This window comes from Shinella yambaruensis, from assembly GCF_022899355.1.
Lineage (GTDB): Bacteria > Pseudomonadota > Alphaproteobacteria > Rhizobiales > Rhizobiaceae > Shinella > Shinella yambaruensis.
This window is the reverse complement of the sequence record NZ_JALJCK010000010.1, coordinates 156,155-172,314: the sequence shown is the minus strand read 5'-3', so window position 1 is coordinate 172,314 and position 16,160 is coordinate 156,155. Positions and strand designations below refer to the sequence as shown.

Here is a 16,160-nt window from a genome sequence, read left to right as displayed (position 1 = left end):
AAGGCCGCGTGAGGGGACCATGCTGCTTCGTCTCGCCATCCTGCTTCTTGCCGTCGTCATCGGCCAGCCGGCCCTTGCCGAGCGCAAGGCCGCCCTCTTGATCGGCAATGCCGGTTATGCCGCGCCGGCGACCGTGCTGAAGAACCCGCCCAACGACATCACGACCATGAAGGCGACGCTGGAGGGCGCCGGCTTCGAGGTGACGGTGCTGCAGGATGCCGGCCGCGCGGCGATGTCGGCGGCGCTCGCCGCCTTCGAGGAGAAGGCCACCGGCGCCGATATCGGCCTCATCTACTATTCCGGCCACGGCATCGAGGTGAACGGCGACAATTTCCTCATTCCGGTCGATGCGAAGCTCGCCTCGGACCGCGACGTCAAGTACGAGACGATCCTGCTCGACGACCTGCTGCATGCCCTGGCGGGCGCCACGAAGCTGAAGCTCGTGCTGCTGGATGCCTGCCGCGACAACCCGTTCCTGACCTCCATGAAGCGGCTCTCCACCCGCGGCATCCCGACCCGCGGGCTTGCGCGGGTAGACAGCGCGGAAAGCAACATGCTGATCGGCTATGCCACGGCGCCGGGCGAAGTGGCGCTCGATGGCGAGGGCACGATGAGCCCCTATGCGACGGCGCTTTCCCGCCACCTCGTCGTGCCGGGCCTCGAGGTCGAAGCGGCGCTCCGGGCCGTCGCCAAGGACGTGTTCGAGGCGACGGGCGGCAAGCAGCGCCCCTTCAAGACCGGCTCGCTGTTCGAAACGGTCATGCTCGGCAAGGGATTGGCGCCCGATGCCTCCGGCACGATCGGCCACAACGATCCCTGCCGGGATGCGGCGGCGCACTGGGCCGAGATCCGCGAGAGCAAGGACAAGGTGATGTTCGAGGATCACCTGCGGCTTTTCCCGACATGCGCCTTTGCCAACATAGCCCGCCAGCGCATGGCCGATCTCGCGCCCGTCGTCAGCGTGCGGGAGGCGACGGGCGAAACGGAGTGCGACCGCCTTGCGGCTGCCGAAAACGACCCGTTCAGGCTCGCCTCCACGAAGCCGATAGGCTTTTACGATATAGACTTCGCCCGCGCCATCCCGGCCTGCGAGGCGGCGATCCGCGACAATCCGCAGGAAAAGCGCTTCTTCTACCAGCTCGGCCGGTCGCTGGATCACGGCGGCCGCTTTCCCGAAGCGCTGGCGGCATACCGCAAGGCGGCTGATCTCGGCAACCACCAGGCCATGCGCAACCTTGCCATCCTCTACGAGAACGGGGAAGGCACGTCCCAGGACTATGCCGAGGCCATGCGCTGGTTCCGCCAGTCGGCCGAGCTCGGCAACGGGCTCGCAATGAACAATGTCGGCCTGCTCTACCGCAACGGCAAGGGCGTGCCGGAGGATCTGAACGCGGCGCTGGAATGGTACCGCAAGTCCGCCGATGCCGGCATCCCCGTTGCCATGCAGAATATCGGCGACTTCTACGACCTCGGCCTCGGCGTGAAACAGGACCTGAAGGAAGCGTTCGCCTGGTACAGGAAGGCCGCCGATGGCGGCAGCGCCGCGTCGATGACGAATCTCGGCTGGGCGCTGGCAAACGGCCGCGGCGTCAAGCGCGACGATGTCGAGGCCATGCGCTGGTACCGCAAGGCCGCCGCCGCGGGCGACGCGCAGGGCATGAACAATATCGGCACCTTCTATGAAAACGGCCGGACGGTGAAGAAGGACAAGGAAGAGGCGATGCGCTGGTATCGCATGGCCGCCGACAAGGGCAACACATACGGCGTCCACAATGTCGCCGCGCTACTCGACGGGGACGTCAAGGATGCGGATCCGAAGGAGGCGGCCCGCTGGTTCGAACGGGCGCTTCGCCTCGGCCACCAGGAATCGCTTCGGCAGGTGAAGGAGAACAGCCGCGCCTGGTCGCCCGCCTTCCGCAAGGAGCTGCAGCGCATCCTGACCGATGCCGGCGTCTATACCGGCCAGCTCGATGGCCAGTTCGGCCCTTCGACCGTTCGTGCCGTCGAGGCGATCTTCAACCGGCAGGCCAGCTGAACCGGGAGCGATCCCCGCAAGGGTGCGGAGCGGCTTTACACAAAAACAAACGGATGCAGTTCGATGAGAGCCATCGCTTCAAATGCTCCGTCATCCTCGGGCTCGACCCGAGGATCCAAGCTCCACCCGCGGCATGGATGGTCGGGTCGAGCCCGACCATGACGCAGGAGAGGTTCGCGGACGTCGTCAGCTCAGCATGAGCAGGGCATTTCCGCGATCCGGAGGAAAGCGGAAGTGCCTCAGGCACAGCCCGCGCAGGTGCCGCGGATCTCGATCGTCGTCTTGCCGGTCTTGAAGTTGCGGTCCTTGGCAAAGCCCTTCAGCCGGTCCTCGATGACATGGTCGTGGAACTCGGTGACCTTGCCGCAGGTCTCGCAGATCGTGAAGGCGGTGATGCCGTGGGCGTGGCAGCCCTCCTCCGGATGGGCGCAGGCGACGAAGGCGTTGATGCTTTCGAGCCGGTGCACGAGGCCGAACTCCAGCAGCTTGTCGAGGGCCCGGTAGACCTGCAGCGGCGCGCGAAACCCGTCGTCGCGCAGCTTGTCGAGGATCGAATAGGCGCTGAGCGGGCCCTCGGAATGCGTCAGCACGTCGAAGACGAGGCCCTGGTTGCGCGTCAATGGTTGCGTGGTCATGCCCGACCTCCCTGGCTTGCCGCCGAATGATCCGCTCCGCTCATCCTCGGCTTGGTGAGCAGGCTTAGAATGAACAGGGCCAGTGCTGCAACCACGATCGAGGGACCGGAGGGCGTGTCGAATTTCAAGGAACCGAAGAGCCCGCCGATAACGGCGAGCGCCCCGACGACGGAGGCGAGCACCGCCATGATCTCCGGGCTCGTGGAAAAGCGCCGGGCGGTGGCGGCGGGGATGATCAAAAGCGAGGTGATCAGCAGGATGCCGACGATCTTCATGGCGATGGCGATGACCAGTGCCATCAGAAGCATGAAGGCAAGCCGCGTGCGCTCCGGCTGCAGGCCTTCCGCCTCCGCCAGTTCCGGGTTGACCGTCGAGGCGATCAGCGGACGCCACATCCAGACGATGGCGAAGGTGACGAGGATGCCGCCGCCCCAGACGAGGTCCACGTCGGCGCGCGTGACGGCGAGGATGTCGCCGAACAGGAAGCCGACGAGGTCGATGCGCACCCAGGTCATGAAGGAGACGATGACGAGGCCGATCGCCAGCGTCGCATGCGAGAGGATGCCGAGCAGCGCATCGGTGGAAAGCGTGCCGCGCCGCTGCAGCAACAGGAGCAGGAGCGAGACGGACGCGGCGACGATGAAGACGGAGAGCAGCAGGTTGAACTCCATCAGCAGCGACAGCGCGACGCCGAGCAGCGCCGAATGCGCCATCGTGTCGCCGAAATAGGCCATGCGCCGCCAGACGACGAAACAGCCGAGCGGCCCGGCGGTGATCGCCAGCCCCACGCCGGCAACGAGGGCACGGATGAAGAAATCGTCAAGCATTGCGCCGCTCCTCGCCGCGGCCGGTCGGCGCTGGCCCGTGGTCGCAGCCGCAGTTCGGCCCATGCACATGGCCGATGCGCATCGGCCCCGCCCGCCCGCCGGTCGGCAGGATATCGACGGGGCGCCCGTCGTCCGGCCGGCAGTCGTCGGTGATCGAGCCGTCGGCATGCAGCACGCGGCCGTCCGGCAGGTGCGTATGGTCGTGGTTGTGGTTGTAGAAGGCGAGCGTCTGGCCGGCGCGGGCGCCGAAGAGCTTCAGATATTCCGGGCTCTGGCTGACGATCTCCGGCGTGCCGCGGCAACAGACATGGCCGTTGAGGCAGATGACCGTGTCGGTCTCCGCCATCACCACATGCAGGTCGTGCGAGATCAGCAGGATGCCGCAGCCGGTGGTGTTGCGGATCGTCTTGATGAGGTCGTAGAGCGCGATCTCGCCGGAAAAGTCGACGCCCTGCACCGGCTCGTCGAGCACCAGGAGGTCCGGTTTGCGGGCGATCGCCCGGGCCAGCAGCGCGCGCTGGAACTCGCCGCCCGAAAGGTGCTGCACCTCGGCGCGGGCGAGATGGCGGATGCCGGTCGCGTCCAGCGCGGCGTCGATCTCCGCGCCCTTCAGCGGCGAGGTCAGCGTCATCAGCCGGTCGATGGTCAGCGGCATGGTCCAGTCGACCGACAGCTTCTGCGGCACGTAGCCGACCTTGAGGCCGGCCTTGCGCTCCACCCTGCCCTCGTCGGCCTTGAGCACGCCGATCGCCGTCTTGGCGGTCGTCGACTTGCCGGAACCGTTGGGGCCGATCAGCGTGACGATCTCGCCCGGCGCGATGGAGAATTCCACGCCGCGCACGAGCCAGCGGCCCTGTCGGCGAACGCCGACGCCCGCAAGCGAGACGAGCGGCTGGACGGTCTTGGTCGGGGTCTGCAGCATCATTTTTCCAAAAGCCTGTTGCGTCAGGGTATGGCACACGTTATAGCATAACGCAATTGATGTAATAACATTACATTGCCATTCAAGACGGAGATCCCCATGCAAAAGGCCGTTCGCGCCCTCCTCCTCACCACCGCGCTCCTTTCCGCCGACACCATCGCCGCGCGGGCCGAAACGCCGGACGTGGTCGTGTCGATCAAGCCGATCCATTCGCTCGTCGCTGCGATCATGCAGGGCGTCGGCGAGCCGGCCTTGATCGTCGAGGGCGGCGCCTCGCCGCACACCTATGCGCTGAAGCCGTCCAATGCCGCGGCGCTGCAGGATGCCGACGTCGTCTTCTGGGTGGGCCACGGCCTGGAAGCCTTCCTCGAAAAGCCGCTGGAAGCGCTCGGCGACAAGGCGACCGTCGTGGAGCTGGAGGACGCGCCCGGCCTCGAAAAGCTGCCCTTCCGCGAAGGCGGCCCGTTCGAGGCGCATGCGCATGAGGGCGAGGACGGCCATGATCACGCCCACGGCGAGGAAGGCCACGACCACGACAAGGAGGCCGAAGGCGACCATGCGGGCCATGCCGGCGAAGCCGGGCATGAAGGGCACGAACACGGCGCCTTCGACATGCATCTGTGGCTGAGCCCCGACAATGCCCGCGCCATCGCCGCTGAAGCCACCCGCGTCCTGTCGGAAAAGGATCCGGACAATGCCGACGCCTACAAGGCGAACCTCGCAGCCCTGACGGAAAAGCTCGGCACGCTCGACAAGGAGATCGCCGCGACCATCGCCCCCGTGAAGGACAAGCCCTTCATCGTCTTCCATGACGCCTACCAGTATTTCGAGCACCATTACGGCGTGAACACCGCCGGCTCCATCACCGTCAGCCCGGAAACCATGCCCGGCGCCGCACGCCTCACGGAAATCCGCGAGAAGGTGAAGACGCTCGGCGCGACCTGCGTCTTCGCCGAGCCGCAGTTCGAGCCCAAGCTGGTGAACGTCGTCATCGAGGGCACCGAAGCGAAATCCGGCACGCTCGACCCGGAAGCCGCGACGCTGGAGCCCGGCGCGGACCTTTATTTCACCCTGATGCGAAGCATCGCGACGTCGCTGCGCGATTGCCTCGGACAGGCAAGCTGAGCGGGCGATCACCTGTGGAGGAAACCATCGCCACACCCCCTTCTCCCCCGCGGGGAGAAGGTGCCGGCAGGCGGATGAGGGGGTGGCGAAGACACAAACGATCTCCATCCGAGCCCCGCTAACCGATCCGGAGCCTGCCCTCGGGCTCGCCTTTGGCGAGACCCGTGGGGGCCACCTTCTCCCCGCAGGGGGAAGGGCAAGCAGCAACGTCGAACTCCACAGGCGACCGCCCTGCCCCGGCCGGAGCGAGACGACGAAGAACCAGGCGGGAGCATCCCGCCTTTTTCAGCCTCACGAATGTAATGGTATAACATTAAAGGCAATCACATCATGGACAACCGCCTTCCCGTCACCGTGCTCTCCGGCTTCCTCGGCGCCGGCAAGACGACGCTGCTCAATCATGTGCTGAACAACCGCAGCGGCCTGCGCGTCGCCGTCATCGTCAACGACATGAGCGAGGTCAACATCGACGCCGCCCTCATCCGCGATGGCGGGGCGGACCTTTCGCGCACCGACGAACAGCTCGTGGAAATGACGAACGGCTGCATCTGCTGCACGCTGCGCGACGACCTCCTCGCCGAGGTCCGCCGGCTGGCGGAGATGAACCGATTCGACTACCTGCTGATCGAATCGAGCGGCATTTCCGAGCCGCTGCCCGTCGCCACCACCTTCGATTTCCGCGACGAGAACGGCCGGAGCCTTTCGGATGTCGCCCGGCTGGACACGATGGTGACCGTCGTCGACGCCGCCAACCTGCTGAAGGACTACGCGTCCGAGGACTTTCTCGCCGACCGCGGCGAGACGGTCGGCGAAGGCGATACGCGCACGCTGGTGGAGCTGCTCGTTGAGCAGATCGAGTTTTCCGATGTCGTCGTCATCAACAAGACCGGTGCGGCGAGCCCCGACGACCTGCGCGCCGCGCGCCAGATCGTCGGCAGCCTTAACAGCTCCGCCCGCATCATCGAAACGGATTTCGGCCGCGTCGACCTCACCGACATCCTCGGCACCGGCCGCTTCGATTTCGAGAAGGCGAGCGAGCACCCGCTCTGGTTCAAGGAACTGCACGGCTTCAGCGACCATGTGCCGGAGACCGAGGAATACGGCATCCGCGCCTTCGTCTACCGCGCGAGGAGGCCGTTCCATCCGGCCCGGTTCAAGGCCTTCCTCGACGAGAGCTGGCCCGGCGTCATCCGCGCCAAGGGCTTCTTCTGGCTCGCCACCCGGCCGCACCATGTCGGCGAACTGAGCCAGGCGGGCGCGCTGGTCAGGAGCGGCCGGCTCGGCCTGTGGTGGGCCGCCGTGCCGCGCCCGCATTGGCCACAAGACCCGGCGGCGGTCGAGGCCATCGCCCGCGTATCGGATCCCGTCTGGGGCGACCGGCGGCAGGAGCTCGTCTTCATCGGCGCGGACCCGATGGATGAAGCCGCGCTCCGCCGCCGGCTCGACACCTGTCTCGTCGAGGCGGACGCTTTCGAGCCGGCGCGCTGGACGAACCTGCCGGATCCCTTCCCGCTCTGGGTTCGCCAGGCGGGGTGAGAGGATGAGGAGGCCGCCCGGCCTTGCCGCCGGGCGAGCGATCCCGTCAGTCGAGTTCGGCGGACTTCTTCCAGAGGTTGATGTCCGCGCCCTGGCTGTAGGTGTCGATCGCCGCCAGCTCCTCCGCGGTAAAGTCCGGCTTCTCCAGCGCCTTGACGCAATCGACGATCTGCGCGGAGCGGCTGGCGCCGATCAGCGCGGAGGTGATGCGCCCGCCGCGCAGCACCCAGGCGATCGCCATCTGCGCCAGCGTCTGGCCGCGCCGCTCGGCGATCTCGTTCAGCTTGCGGATGTTGTCGATGATCTCGGGACGGATGAAATCCGTCTTGAGGAAGTGGTTCAGCGCCGCGCGGCTGTCGCCCGGAATGCCACTGAGATATTTCGCCGTCAGCATGCCCTGCGCCAGCGGCGAGAAGACGATGGAGCCGATGCCGAGCTCGTCCAGCGTATCGACGAGACCGTCCGTCTCGATCCAGCGGTTGAGCATGGAATAGCTCGGCTGGTGGATGATGCAGGGCGTGCCGAGGTCCTTCAGGATCGCCGCGGCCTCGCGGGTGCGCTGCGAATTGTAGGAGGAGATGCCGACATAGAGCGCGCGGCCGGAGCGCACGATATGGTCGAGCGCGCCGCAGGTCTCCTCCAGCGGCGTCTCCGGGTCGAAGCGGTGGGAATAGAAGATGTCGACATAGTCGAGGCCCATGCGCTTCAGGCTCTGGTCGCAGGAGGCGATCAGGTACTTGCGGCTGCCCCACTCGCCATAGGGACCCGGCCACATGTCGTAGCCGGCCTTCGACGAGATGATCAGCTCGTCGCGCAGATGGGCGAAATCCGTGCGCAGGATCTCGCCGAAGGCGGTTTCGGCCGTGCCGGGCGGCGGGCCGTAATTGTTGGCGAGGTCGAAATGGGTGATGCCGAGGTCGAAGGCCGTGCGGCACATGTCGACCTTGCGGTCATGCGGCGTGTCGTCGCCGAAATTGTGCCACAGCCCGAGCGAGATCGCCGGCAGCTTCAGGCCGGACCGTCCCAGCCGGTTATAGGTCATCGTGTCGTAACGGTTGTCCGCAGGCTGCCAGGCCATGATAAATTCCTTCGTTCTTTATGGGCGAGTCTCAATACCGCTCTCGCGCGCATCGCGACAAGAGGCATTCGCCCCTCGCCCCGCAAGCGGGGAGAGAGGACTTGCCCCACGAGCGGGTATTGCTCGGGGAAACCGGCGCGGCACATCCCCTTCTCCCCGCTTGCGGGGAGAAGGGGATCGGCAGGCCGGATGAGGGGCAGGCCGCAGGCGGTATCATCGCAAAAGCGCCCGCGCCTCCTCGATGCCCAGCGCCGCGGGCTGCGTGCAGGTCGTCACGATGTCGATCGCCCTGCCCTCCTCGGCCGAGCGTAGGATCGCGGTCAGGACGTCGATCGTGTGCAGCGACCGGTCGAGCGAGCAGCGATAGTCGCGGCCGGTCGTCACCGCCTCCATCATGTCGGCAAGGCCGATGCCGCGGTAGTTCGCCTGCAGGCCCCAGTCGAACTCATAGTTCTGCGCCGTCAGCGGATGGTCCCAGACCTCCACCGCCCTCGGCTCGCGATCCGTGCCGGCGACCTCCACCGCGCCGCCGAAGAAATTCGGGTCGGGCACGAAGACGGCGCCCTCGGTGCCATAGAGCTCCATGTTCTGGTGGCGGTGCGCCCAGACATCCCAGCTCGCCATCAGCGCGACCTGCGCGCCGCTGGCAAAGTCGAGGATGGCGTGGATGTTCGTCGCGACGGCCACCGGCACCCTCTCGCCGAGGCGCGGGCCGTTGCCGATGGTGCGCTCCTCATGTGCCCGGTTGGCGAGCGCCACGACGCGCCGCACCGGCCCGACGAGGTTGACGAGGTTGTTGACGTAATACGGCCCCATGTCGAGGATCGGCCCGCCGCCCGGCGCGAAGAAGAAGTCCGGGTTGGGATGCCAGCTCTCCATGCCCGGCCCCAGCACATGCGCGGTGCCGGACATGATCTTCCCGACCGTGCCGCTGTCGATGAGATGGCGCACGAACTGGTGCGCGCCGCCGAGATAGGTATCCGGCGCCGAACCGACCTTCAGCCCGCGCGCATCGGCGATGCGGCGCAGGTCCTCGCCCTGCTCCAGCGTCAGCACGAAGGGTTTTTCCGAATAGACGTGTTTCCCCGCCTCCAGCGCCCTTTTCGAGACCGGGTAGTGCGCCTCCGGCACCGTCAGGTTGACGACGACGTCGACGGCGGGATTGGCGAGCAGCGCGTCGATCTCCTGCGCTTCCACGTCGAACTCCTCCGAACGCGCCCTGGACGCGGCCGGGTTGATGTCGGCGCAGGCGACCAGCTTCAGGTTCCTGAAGGTCGGGATCAGCCTGAAATAGGCGCTCGATATGTTGCCGCAGCCGATGATGCCGACTCCGTATTCCTTGCTCATGATGGTCAGTCCTCAGAATGCCTTGATGGTCGCGATCGACCGCGTGGCGAGCCGCGCGATGTCCCTGGGATTGTCATGCTCGACGATGAAGTGCTGGACAGGCGAGCCGGCAAGCGCCTTGGCGAGATCGCCCCACGGCACCACGCCGTGGCCGACATCCGCCCAGCCGTCCTCCTCCGCGTTCTCGCCCTTCGGCGCGATGTCCTTGACGTGCACGGCGGTGATGCGGTCGCCGTATTTCCGGATCCAGGCGAAGGGATCGGCGCCGCCGCGGATGATCCAGGCGATATCCGCCTCCCAGGCAAGGTCCGGCCCGCCGGCAAAGAGATGGTCGAGCGGCACGGTGCCGTCGGGCAGCGCGAAGAACTCGAAGTCGTGGTTATGCCAGCCGAAGGTAAGGCCCGCCTTGCGGATCGGTTCGCCGGCCTTCTGCAGGCGCGCGCCGAGGGCGCGCCAGCCGGCGGCGTCCGCCGGGCGGTCCTCCGGCAGGAGATAGGGGCAGTAGACCGCCGCGATGCCGAGCGTGCGGCAGATGGCGAGCACCCGCTCCGGCTCCGCCTCCAGCATGTCGAGGCTGAAATGGGCGGTGGGCATGGTGAGGCCGTTGGTGTCGAGGTCGGCCTTCACCTGCTGGATCGCGGCATCGTCGAGCGAGGCATAAAGGGCGCCATAGCCCTCGACCTGCTTGTAGCCGGCATCTGCGAGAATCCGGAAAACCTCGGCAAACGGTTGGAAATTGCGGGCGCTGTAGAGCTGGAAGCTGACTGTCTGCATGAAAATTTCCTCGGGTTACTCGGATTGCGTCTGGCAGGAATGAAGATCGAGCCAATGGATTTTCGGAACCGCGCCGCGTTCGGCCGGGGTGAAGATCACCGTTTTCCGTTCGCCGGCCGTGAGGTCGAAGGCATTGTCCGACCAACGGCCGGCGACATCGGCCTCGAGCATGACATGGAGCGCAAGACCGCTGGCGCTGGCTGTGACGGCGACGGCGCCGTCCTCGCGCGGCGAAACGTCGAGGGTGAGGCCGGACGGTTCGAGTTCCAGCGCCTTGTAGGTGCCGTGCACATGGTGCCCCTCGCCGCGCATGCCGTTGGACGCCTCGAAGGACCAGAAGAGCAGCGTGTCCTCCGGCAGGTCGGCGGAAAGGACGGAGAACAGCATCTCCGCCCTGTCCGGCCCGCATCGGCCTTCGGCGCTGCGGTAGGGCCGGCGCTCGCCGGAAAGCGAGACGAGCCAGGTGTCGAGCTTCACCGCCACCGCCTCCGCCGTGTCGTTGACGACGGAAAAGCCGATGGTCTCGCCATCTCGCGAGGGGATCGCCGCCACGGCGACGGGCTGGAAGAAGCGGCGCGCCATGTAATGCATGGCCTTCCAGCTGCCGCCATGGTCGAGGCTCGACCAGGAGGCGACCGGCCAGGTGTCGTTGAGCTGCCAGTAGAGGGTGCCCATGCAATGGGGTTTCAGCGAGCGCCAGTAGTCGACGGCGGTGCGGATGGCGAGGCCCTGCTGGATCTGGCTGAGATAGACGAAGCTCTCGAAATCCTTCGGGAAGCGGAAATAGCGGAACATGGTGCCGGCGATGCGCTCGTTGCCGCCGGCATTCTTCTGGTGGCTCTCCATCACCGGCGAAGCGATGTTCATGTCCTTCGGCGCGGCAAAGGACCTCATGACGGGCATGGAGGTGTAGGACTGGAAGCCGAATTCGGAGCAGAAGCGCGGGCGGACGGTGCGGTAGTCGTCGAACGACTTGTTCTCGTGCCAGACGGACCAGTAGTGCATGTCGCCGGAGCCATCGGCATGCCAGGCATCGCCGAAATCGAGAGTGCCGGAGGCCGGGCTCGACGGCCACCAGACCGCGCCGGGCGCCGCCTTCCTCATCGCCAGCTCGATGGTGCGGTTGAGCCGGTCATAGGAGACGAGATAGCGGTCGCGGTTCTCGCGGCTCGCCTCGAACCAGGTCAGCGCGCCGACCAGTTCATTGTCGCCGCACCAGAGCACGATGGAGGGATGCGAGGCGAGCCGCTTGACCTGGTAATCGACTTCGGCGGCGACATTGTCGAGGAAATCGACGGTGGAGGGATAGAGATTGCAGGCGAACATGAAGTCCTGCCAGACCATCAGGCCGAGTTCGTCGCAGAAATCATAGAACCAGTCCGGCTCGTAGAAACCGCCGCCCCAGACGCGGATCATGTTCATGTTGGCTTCACTGGCCGATTGCAGGAGGTCGCGCACGCCGGCCGGCGTGATCCGGGAGGGCAGCGCGTCGGCGGGGATCCAGTTCGCGCCGCGGCAGAAAATCTCGCGGCCGTTGACCTTCAGGGCGAAGCGGCTTCCGGCCTCGTCCCCGTCGGTGGCCAGCTCGACCTGACGCAGGCCGATGCGTCGCACCACCGTCTCGCCGGGCGTCTCGACGCGGACGGCATAGATCGCCTGCTCGCCATGGCCCGCCGGCCACCAGAGGGCCGGCCTCTCGATGCGGAACATGTGGGTGAGCTGCGTCTCCCCGGCATTGACGCCGATATCGAGCCGGACCCGCTCCTCGCCGAGCGAAAAATGCACGGGCAGGATGCCGGGCGCTTCGGCATGGAAGGTGGCGGTGACGTAGAGATCGACCGCGCCGTCGGCATGGTGGAACTGCCGGGTCGTCACGTGCTCGATGCGGGCGACCTCCAGCCGGCGCAGGAAAATCGCGCCGTAGATGCCGAGCGGGGCGATCGCGATGTTCCAGTCCCAGCCGAAATGGCACTGGGGTTTGCGCAGCATGTTGCCGTTGGGGATCGGCGAATTGCCGGGGTGCCAGGGGATGAAGAAGGGCTGCGCCGCCTGCCGCGCGGCACCGGCGGCGATGCTGGAATGGATCAACACCCGCAAGACGTTCTCGCCGGCTTTCAGCGCCTCGGTGACGTCCGGCCGGTAGCGGCGGAAGCAATTGTCGGCATCGAGCACCAGCACGCCGTTGACATAGACGGAGGCGACGGTGTCGATGCTGCCTATGTCGAGATACCAGTCGCCCTCCAGCATTTCCGGCGTGACGTCGAAGGTCCGCTCGATCGCCCAGTCCTCCTGCGCCACCCATTGCACATCCCGTTCGTTGCGGCCGGCATAGGGATCGGGGATGAGGCCGGCGGAAAGAAGCGCGCTGTGCACGTCGCCGGGCACGGGCATCGGCGCGGTGTGGCCGGCGCCAGCGCCGGTGAGCGTCCAGGTTCCGGAAAGGTCGATCGCGGTGGTTTCGGTTTGTTGGATCATTCGCCTATCCCTGAAGCATGAATGCGGGGAAACACCCCCTTTGCCCTGCCGGGCATCTCCCCCTTGAGGGAAAGGCAATTGCAAATGAGGCAAGCCGGCGCTGAAATCCCCTTCTCCCCCGCGGGGAGAAGGTGGCCCGAAGGGCCGGATGAGGGGGTGGCTCGAACGGATCACTCACGCCTTCGACCTCCCCCTCATCCGCCTGCCGGCCCCTTCTCCCCGCGGGGGAGAAGGGGATGGAGTAGCCGTTTCCCTCCATAAGCGGTCGCCCTGCTTTCAAGAAAGGAAATTGGCAGGAGGGGAGAACATGACTTGGACTGCAACGCCTGCGATGGGCAAAACATTGCCCCATCCGATCTCCCCCCTTGAGGGGGAGATGGCCGGCAGGCCAGAGGGGGGTGGTCACGAATTCCAGCATGCTAGATCCGCTCCTCGGTCTCCGCATCGAACAGCGAGGCCAGCCCCATGTCGAAGGAAAGTTTTACCGCCGTGCCCGGTGCGAAGCGCCGCGCGCCGCCGACACGGACGGAAAGCGTATGGCCCGCATGTTTCAGCCAGAGCAGGTTGTCGGCGCCCATCGGTTCCTCGATATCGACGGTGGCCTGGTGGGTTTCGGCACCCTCCCCGTTGACCGACACATGCTCCGGCCGCACGCCGAGCACGACCTTGCGGCCGGGCCGGAGCGTCTCGGCCGCATCGTAGCCGTCGAGCGCGAAATCGACGCCGTTCGTCGTGAAAACCGGCCTGCCGTCCCGCCCGGCGATCTCGCCGCGCAGAAAATTCATCGACGGCGAGCCGATGAAGCCGGCGACGAACATGTTCCGCGGCGCGTTGTAGATCGTGTTCGGATCGGCAAGCTGCTGGATCACGCCGCTCTTCATGATGGCGATGCGGTCGGCGAGCGTCAGCGCCTCGATCTGGTCGTGGGTGACATAGATCATCGTGTTCCTCAGCGACTGGTGCAGCCGCTTGATCTCCACCCGCAGCTCCGAGCGCAATTTCGCATCGAGGTTGGACAGCGGCTCGTCGAAGAGGAAGACGTCGACGTCGCGCACCAGCGCCCTGCCGATCGCCACGCGCTGGCGCTGGCCGCCGGAAAGCTCGGAGGGCTTGCGCTTGAGCAGCGGGCCGATCTGCAGGATCTCGGTGGCGCGGGCGATGCGCTTGTCGATCTCCGGCCGCGGCATTTTCGCCACCTGCAGGCCGAAGGAGAGGTTCTTCTCCACCGTCATCTGCGGATAGAGCGCGTAGGACTGGAACACCATGCCGATGCCGCGGTCCTTCGGCTCTTCCCAGGTGACGTTCCTGTTCTTGATGAAGATCTGCCCGCCCGTCGGCTCCAGAAGGCCGGCGATGCAGTTGAGCAGCGTCGACTTCCCGCAGCCGGACGAGCCGAGGAGGACGAGAAACTCGCCGTCGCCGATGTCGAGGTTGAGGTTCTCCAGCACGTTGACCGCGCCGAAGCTGAGCGAAAGGTCCTTGATCGATACGGAATTCTGCATGGCTTACCCCTTCACGGCGCCGGCGGCGATGCCGCGGACGAAGAGGCGCCCGGACACGAAATAGACGATGAGCGGGACCGCGCCGGTGAGCAGCGTCGCGGCCATGTTGACATTGTACTCCTTCACCCCCTGGACGGAGTTGACGATGTTGTTGAGCTGCACGGTCATCGGATAGACCTCCGGCCGGGTGAAGACGACGCCGAACAGGAAGTCGTTCCAGATTCCGGTGATCTGCAGGATCATCGCGACGACGAAGATCGGCAGCGACATGGGCAGCATGATGCGCAAATAAATCTGCCAGAAGCCCGCCCCGTCGATGCGCGCCGCCTTGAACAGCTCCTCCGGCAGGGCGGAGAAATAGTTGCGGAAGAGCAGCGTCAGGATCGGCATGCCGAAGATCGTGTGCACGATGACGAGGCCGGTCAGCGTGCCGTAGATGCCCATTTCGCGCAGCACGATGACGATCGGGTAGATCATCACCTGATAGGGAATGAAGGCGCCGACGATGAGGATGGTGAAGAAGATGTCCGCGCCCCTGAACTTCCAGTTGGCCAGCGCATAGCCGTTGACCGAGGCGACGAGGATGGAGATCAGCGTCGAAGGCACGGTGATGCGCACGGAATTCCAGAAGCCGCGCGACAGGCCGTCGCAGTTGAGGCCCGTGCAGGCGCTGGCCCAGGCCTTCGCCCAGGGTTCGAAGGTGATTTCCAGCGGCGGCGAGAAGATGTTGCCGAGGCGGATTTCCGGCATGCCCTTCAGCGAGGTGACGATCATCACGTAGAGCGGCAGCAGGTAATAGAGCGCCGCCACGAGCAGCGTGCCGTAGAGCATGATGTTGCGGCCGGAAAGCGCGCGGCGGGGTTTGGCGCCCCAGGGTTCGGCCCCGGCCCTGGCGGTGGCAGCGGGGGCGGGAAGAGTAACGCTGTCAGACACGCTTGCGCCCTCCGAATTCGAGATAGGCCCAGGGGATGATGATGATGGCGACCGTGACGAGCATCATGGTGGAGGCGGCGAAACCCTGGCCGAGGTTCTGCGCCTGGAACATGTAGTCGTAGACATATTTCGCCGGCACTTCCGAGGCGATGCCCGGCCCGCCGCTCGTCTGCGCCACCACGAGGTCGTAGACCTTGACGATGCCGCTGGCGATGATGACGAGCGTGGTGATGAAGACGGGGCGCATCATCGGGATGACGATGAAGAGATAGGTCTTCCACATCGGGATGCCGTCGACGCGCGCGGCCTTCCAGATGTCCTCGTCGATGCCGCGCAGGCCCGCCAGCAGCAGGCACATGACGAGCCCGGTGCCCTGCCAGAGGCCGGCGATCAGGACGCCGTAGATGACGATGTCGGCATTGTAGAGCGGGTCGAAGGTGAAACTCGTCCAGCCGAGCGCGCGCACGACGGACTGCACGCCGAATTCCGGGTTCAGGATCCACTGCCAGACGAGGCCGGTGACGATGAAGGACAGCGCGAAAGGATAGAGGAAGATCGTGCGGAAGGTGTTTTCGAAGCGGATCTTCTGGTCCATCAGCGCCGCCAGCACGAAGCCCACCACCAGGCTGAAGACCAGTGTCAGCGCGCCGTAGATGGCGAGATTCTGGATCGAGACGATCCAGCGCGGCGCGTCCCACAGGCGCTCGTACTGGTCGAAGCCGACGAAGTTCGCCCGCGGCAGCAGCTTCGAATTGGTGAACGAATAGACGACGGTCCAGATCGTGCCGCCGAGAAAGATGACGACGGCGGTGAGCATCATGGGAATGGAGGCAATCTTGGAACTGAGATTGCGCAGCAGTCTACGGGGACGACCGGTGTGTGCCTGGCCCGTCATGGGTCACTTCCTCCTTGGTCTCGATCAGGGGCAGCGCCCGTGGGGCGCCGCCTGGCCGGCGGCGGACCGCCGGCCG

Annotated in this window: 13 protein-coding genes; 3 read left to right on the top strand and 10 right to left on the bottom strand. The window is 65.9% G+C overall.

Features of this window, described 5'->3' with window-relative positions; translation table 11 throughout:
* Positions 1 to 19: 19 nt before the first annotated feature.
* Entirely contained in the window at positions 20 to 2,035 is a 2,016-nt protein-coding gene (locus MUU56_RS22835) for a caspase family protein (RefSeq protein ID WP_244769564.1), read from the top strand.
* A 239-nt stretch (positions 2,036 to 2,274) separates the two neighbouring features.
* On the opposite strand, the gene MUU56_RS22830 is transcribed toward MUU56_RS22835, so the two are convergent.
* From MUU56_RS22830 to MUU56_RS22820, 3 genes are read right to left on the bottom strand one after another with little or no spacing between them, the layout of a single operon-like run.
* Positions 2,275 to 2,670: a Fur family transcriptional regulator gene (locus tag MUU56_RS22830; RefSeq protein WP_133033032.1), complete on the bottom strand. Its 396-nt coding sequence runs from the start codon at positions 2,668 to 2,670 to the stop codon at positions 2,275 to 2,277.
* Positions 2,667 to 3,497: a zinc ABC transporter permease subunit ZnuB gene (gene znuB / locus MUU56_RS22825; RefSeq protein ID WP_244769563.1), complete on the bottom strand. Its 831-nt coding sequence runs from the start codon at positions 3,495 to 3,497 to the stop codon at positions 2,667 to 2,669. Before znuB ends, MUU56_RS22830 begins: the two co-directional genes overlap by 4 nt.
* Entirely contained in the window at positions 3,490 to 4,419 is a 930-nt protein-coding gene (locus MUU56_RS22820; RefSeq protein WP_317633303.1) for an ATP-binding cassette domain-containing protein, read from the bottom strand. The genes znuB and MUU56_RS22820 overlap by 8 nt, the downstream gene beginning before the upstream one ends.
* A 99-nt stretch (positions 4,420 to 4,518) precedes the next feature.
* Between MUU56_RS22820 and znuA the strand changes: the two genes are divergently transcribed.
* Both znuA and zigA read left to right on the top strand, forming a co-directional pair.
* The gene (gene znuA, locus MUU56_RS22815; RefSeq protein WP_244769562.1) at positions 4,519 to 5,544 is read left to right on the top strand and encodes a zinc ABC transporter substrate-binding protein ZnuA; all 1,026 of its coding nucleotides are present in this window, start codon (positions 4,519 to 4,521) and stop codon (positions 5,542 to 5,544) included.
* A 330-nt stretch (positions 5,545 to 5,874) separates the two neighbouring features.
* A complete protein-coding gene (gene zigA, locus MUU56_RS22810) occupies positions 5,875 to 7,080 on the top strand; it encodes a zinc metallochaperone GTPase ZigA (protein ID WP_244769561.1) in 1,206 nt (401 codons plus the stop codon).
* A gap of 46 nt (positions 7,081 to 7,126) precedes the next feature.
* Here zigA and mgrA read toward each other — a convergent pair whose 3' ends face one another.
* The 7 genes from mgrA to MUU56_RS22775 form a co-directional block, all read right to left on the bottom strand.
* Entirely contained in the window at positions 7,127 to 8,158 is a 1,032-nt protein-coding gene (mgrA, locus tag MUU56_RS22805; protein WP_244769560.1) for an L-glyceraldehyde 3-phosphate reductase, read from the bottom strand.
* Positions 8,159 to 8,371: 213 nt separating this feature from the next.
* Positions 8,372 to 9,505 carry a Gfo/Idh/MocA family protein gene (locus MUU56_RS22800; RefSeq protein ID WP_244769559.1) on the bottom strand — a complete coding sequence of 378 codons (1,134 nt, stop codon included), beginning with the start codon at positions 9,503 to 9,505 and terminating at the stop codon, positions 8,372 to 8,374.
* A 12-nt stretch (positions 9,506 to 9,517) separates the two neighbouring features.
* Positions 9,518 to 10,279, bottom strand: a complete 762-nt coding sequence (locus MUU56_RS22795) for a sugar phosphate isomerase/epimerase family protein (protein WP_244769558.1) — start codon at positions 10,277 to 10,279, stop codon at positions 9,518 to 9,520.
* A gap of 15 nt (positions 10,280 to 10,294) precedes the next feature.
* Positions 10,295 to 12,754 carry a beta-mannosidase gene (locus MUU56_RS22790; RefSeq protein WP_317633304.1) on the bottom strand — a complete coding sequence of 820 codons (2,460 nt, stop codon included), beginning with the start codon at positions 12,752 to 12,754 and terminating at the stop codon, positions 10,295 to 10,297.
* Between the two features lie 419 nt (positions 12,755 to 13,173).
* A complete protein-coding gene (locus MUU56_RS22785) occupies positions 13,174 to 14,256 on the bottom strand; it encodes an ABC transporter ATP-binding protein (protein ID WP_244769557.1) in 1,083 nt (360 codons plus the stop codon).
* Between the two features lie 3 nt (positions 14,257 to 14,259).
* Entirely contained in the window at positions 14,260 to 15,189 is a 930-nt protein-coding gene (locus tag MUU56_RS22780; protein WP_244769556.1) for a carbohydrate ABC transporter permease, read from the bottom strand.
* Positions 15,182 to 16,084 carry a carbohydrate ABC transporter permease gene (locus MUU56_RS22775; RefSeq protein WP_244769555.1) on the bottom strand — a complete coding sequence of 301 codons (903 nt, stop codon included), beginning with the start codon at positions 16,082 to 16,084 and terminating at the stop codon, positions 15,182 to 15,184. The genes MUU56_RS22780 and MUU56_RS22775 overlap by 8 nt, the downstream gene beginning before the upstream one ends.
* Between the last annotated feature and the right edge of the window lie 76 nt (positions 16,085 to 16,160).